2 protein-coding genes are annotated in these 4,390 nt (G+C 43.7%); both read left to right on the top strand.

Annotated features, from left to right (window positions below; translation table 11 throughout):
* Window positions 1–466: 466 nt before the first annotated feature.
* The gene (locus tag LRP50_RS25015) at window positions 467–3,592 is read left to right on the top strand and encodes a galactose oxidase early set domain-containing protein (RefSeq protein WP_274167110.1); all 3,126 of its coding nucleotides are present in this window, start codon (window positions 467–469) and stop codon (window positions 3,590–3,592) included.
* The gene (locus LRP50_RS25010; RefSeq protein WP_274167109.1) at window positions 3,589–4,191 is read left to right on the top strand and encodes an SCO family protein; all 603 of its coding nucleotides are present in this window, start codon (window positions 3,589–3,591) and stop codon (window positions 4,189–4,191) included. The genes LRP50_RS25015 and LRP50_RS25010 overlap by 4 nt, the downstream gene beginning before the upstream one ends.
* Window positions 4,192–4,390: the final 199 nt, after the last annotated feature.

The following is a 4,390-nucleotide window of genomic DNA, read 5'->3' as shown; positions in this document are numbered from 1 at the left end:
TTCTTTGATTATTTAAGTTGCCTGCCCCGTATATTTTTACCGTATAATTTTCCCGTTATATTTCACTACGCACTACTAGCACTTAATTAGCATTTATTACTAAAGAACGCACTAATATACAGCCCCGCCACATTAAAAGTGATAATTTCTGGACATAAATAGCAAAGAGAGTTAGTCATAAAAATTTAAGCGAAAATATATTAATCAAAGAGCGTCGCACCGCCACCCCTTATATATACTGAGACTCAGGCGCAACCATCTCAATTGCGAAACAAAAGAATCAATAAATAACATTGAACATAGTTTCTTATTTTGGTAATTATTGCGCCATGGATTTTTATTATTCCTTATCTGTTTATTTTCCTGTCATTTATTAAGGCCATTTTAGCCTTTCTAGATTTCGGCATGTGATAGAGCGGATAAACACTTTTTCGCTTTATCTATTACATAATATTTAGGTATTAACATGAATTACAATGGAATGTTACTTGTTATGTTGAGCCTTGCGTGCTTCAAAAGCATGGCGGCTGTACACATTGACCCGATCCTTAATAGTAGTAGCGGAGACACTCAAGTTATAGGTGGCCCATCGAAACATGACTCTGGTGGTGACCCGTTTCGAATAGAGTGTCCAACTGGCATGCTACTAGTCGGTGTTGAAGGTTCTGCAGGAGCAATTATCGACAAAATTGCACCTATTTGTATATCCGTGACCCCTAAAGGGAACTGGAAAAGGAAACATTCACCCCAGGTTCACCTTTCAGTTGGTGGTAAAGGTGAAAGCAGTATTCTTCCGGGCGACGGTAGTATTGGACACTTCAAGTTACAGTGCAGCCGTGGATACGCCGTAAACAGAATGGATATCAAGAAAGATATATTTAATTCTCTAGAACTCGTAGATAAATTGAATATGCAATGTGCCAAGTTACGCAGCGATAAAAGCATAAATGTAAGTAAGACTGAGCAACATGGCTGGCCGAGAGAAATACTTGGCCCCAAAGATGCCGTTGTATGCCCAAGTGACACTCCAGCAACAGGTTTAATTGGTAGCGCAGGGCACCATATCGATTCTTTGGGCATGAGTTGCGAAATGGGGCTTTTGACAGACACACCGCTGGTTGGAAGCATGGCACTAGTTGCTAGTAGCACTCGCTTTGAAACACATTGCCGTAGCGGGGAGGCACTTGTTGGCATCTATGGCGGTGATGGCTACATAGTGGACAGTATTGGCGCAATGTGCGTTAGCGTAACCAAAGATGGACATTGGGCTGGGAACATACGTAAAGAAGATAAGCATGGTGGTTTAGGTTGGGCATACGAAAGAAAATGTCCCTTGGACTATGCAATAACCGGCATCAAGTCTGGTGTGAAAAGTTACTCTCACGCCACCCGGGTAGGCAAACTTGAAATCCAATGTAGCAAACTAACGGGGAGAAATCGTGTTGAAAATAGCCACTATTATCCAGAGGCGGTTGGAGATGATGATCGTATTGTTAGCGAAACTGAACACTATAGCTGTCCTGAAAATCATATCGCTCGAGGCGTGTATGGCTCAGCCTCAACGTTTTTAGACACCATAGGGTTGAGATGTGATGCATCCCCCTCCACACATGGCACATGGTCAAATGTGATTGATTGGGATGTCATTTCCCTACATTCAGTGTTAACCGCTAAAGGGAGCGTATTTACTTTTGGCGCAAATAAATCCGGACTTCAGGGTGCAATGGAAGGTTATGACCTTTGGGACCCTCGAAAAGGCCAAAGCGAATCCGCTCACAATTTTATCGAGAATAATATATATATCGATTCGTTTTGCAGTGCTCCGATATTACTTGCTGACTCACAAGAGATCCTCGTTCCGGGCGGCGATGGCAGAGTCGGTTCTGGGTATAATGCCGGCATTACTGATGTTGTCATGATAAATGAAGCAGAAAGTTCTCCAAAACAAGGTCCAGATATGGCGTTTCCCCGTTGGTACCCAACGGCAACCACTTTAGGTAACGGAGATGTATTATTAACAGCTGGAATTTCTGGCTCATTTTGGGCGGGATTTGGCACTAACAAAATCCCGGCTGTCACGCCCGAGGTATTTTCGATTAAAGATGACTTCTGGCGCACATTACATGGCGCAAAAAACCATCATGCATTCTCAGATTTAGATTCCAGATGGTGGTACCCGAGAATGTGGTTAGCAAAGGATGGTAGAGCGTTTGGCATTAGCCACGACACCATGTTTTATGTTGATCCTACTGGGATAGGGAAAACTGAAATACTGGATAATCCTCTGCCCAGTAATGTGAAGGGATATCATTCAACTGCGGTGATGTATCAACCGGGAAAAATCCTACAGTTGGGCGGAAAAAGCGGCTCAGGCGCAGTGATCATTGATATCAATGGCGATACTCCCGTTATCAAAGCCATTGAAGGAATGGGCTTCAACCGAGCTTATTGGCCCAATGCAACCGTTTTACCCGATGGCAAAGTGCTCGTTACAGCAGGCTCACCGAATGACTTAGAGTTACATGCTTCAGTCTACACGGCACAATTATGGGATCCAGAAACTGAACGCTTCTCGAATATGTCAAAAGCAGCGTTGGCGAGACTTTACCACGGTACGTCCTTGTTGCTACCTGATGGAACAGCGCTTATCGCTGGTGGCGGAGCTCCTGGGCCTTTAGTGAATTCAAACGCTGAGATATTTTATCCACCCTACCTATATGACCAATCAGGTAAGAAAAGAAAAAGACTTGAGGCGACACCAACGACAACAACCGTAGCCTATGGGAGTGAAGTTGAAATTGAGATAAAAGCATCGGCGAAGGCTTTCCAGGAATACCATGGCGCTGACAATGTTTCTCGTGTCACTTTAATTAGAACAGGATCTGTCACCCACTCTTTTGATATGGAACAGCGCTTCATGGAGCTGGAATTTAGAAAAGAATGGGACAAGGTATATGCTTCGCTTCCAACCTCTCCTAACGAAATGCCGCCGGGTCATTATATGATCTTTGTGCTTGACCAACACGGTACACCTTCGACGGGGACGATTCTTAACGTTAAGCCAGTTAATATAGAGACCTATTCAACTGAGCAGTTTGGTGGCGCAGGAAAAGATGCCATTGCGGGTCAAGTCAGTTGTCATCATAACGATGTCATGATTGGTCTACATGGCCTTGAAGGTTACGCCATTGATAAACTTCTCCCTATCTGTGTATCGGTTGATACACAAGGTAATTGGGTAGGCAAACCTAAATTTGCCGATTTCCCTTTTGGTGGGGGCAATGGCTCTCCTTTTTCTGCGAAATGTCCTCAAAACCACGCTTTAGTTTCAAGTGAAGTAGCTATGGGCACTGGTAAATATGAACATGTTTTAGGTTATGTGAGAGGCCAATGTGCTCCTCTCATCTCTAACGATACGGCTGACCATCGTTCAATTGTAGATCTAGATGGACATGGTTTAGCCGGCATAGTGCCAACATCTACTCATTCTATTGGTTGCAACAATGGCGATGTTGCTCAGGGAGTCTCTGGGCGCACGGGGTATTTTGTGGATAACGTGAAGCTAGAGTGCATAAAAGGGAAATCTGAATGAAGCAGCTCAATTCCTACATTTTGTTTTCCTTGCTGATTAGTTTTACTGCGGCTTCAGCCACCTCGCCTTCTATGGAGGTGCCAGAAATCATTTCAGTAGAGCAGCATGCGAAGCAATTGAGTTCGTTAAAAATGGTTGGCCAAGATGGGGAACCGTTTCAGTTATCGGATTTTGAAGGGCAACCTGTACTAATAAATTTTATGTTTAGTCATTGCGCCACAGCATGCCCAATGCAGACAGCGCATCTAAAAGCAATTCAGAACAAACTGGCCAACACCAATCTAAATTATCAGTTTGTTTCCGTATCACTTACACCAAAAAAAGATACGCCAGAAAAGCTATCTGCATTCGCTAAACGATTTGCTGTAGATGAATCACGCTGGCGCTTTGCAACAGGTGATGTGGAGCAAATAGAAAAACTGAAACTGTCTTTAGGCGTGAGAACGAAAGATACCGATAGCGATCAACTAGACCATGAAATTAAGTACCTTCTACTCGATCATACAGGGTCATTCTCTACAGGGTACAACGGCGTAAAGTTGAACCCTGATCGCGTCTTTTCTGACATACAACAGTTAAATTATTTAGCAAGACTATAGCTCGAACAGTGCCAGACGAATGTCTGGCATTTTTTTAATTCCCCTCTTCCCTGATTTAACCGGGCAACTCGTCTTAATAGTGCTATTTGGCGTGTTGTTTTTCGCCTTTAGAACCACGAGTGAAACAAGTGGGACACACACCCTAAGAAAACCGCAACCTTATCAGTCTCATGTCCTAGTGCTTTCGAACCCAAAGGTG

It is taken from the genome of Enterovibrio gelatinilyticus (genome assembly GCF_028683095.1).
GTDB classification, from domain to species: Bacteria; Pseudomonadota; Gammaproteobacteria; order Enterobacterales; family Vibrionaceae; genus Enterovibrio; species Enterovibrio gelatinilyticus.
Note: the sequence above shows the minus strand (reverse complement) of the source record. Positions and strands in the feature narration are given on the sequence as shown.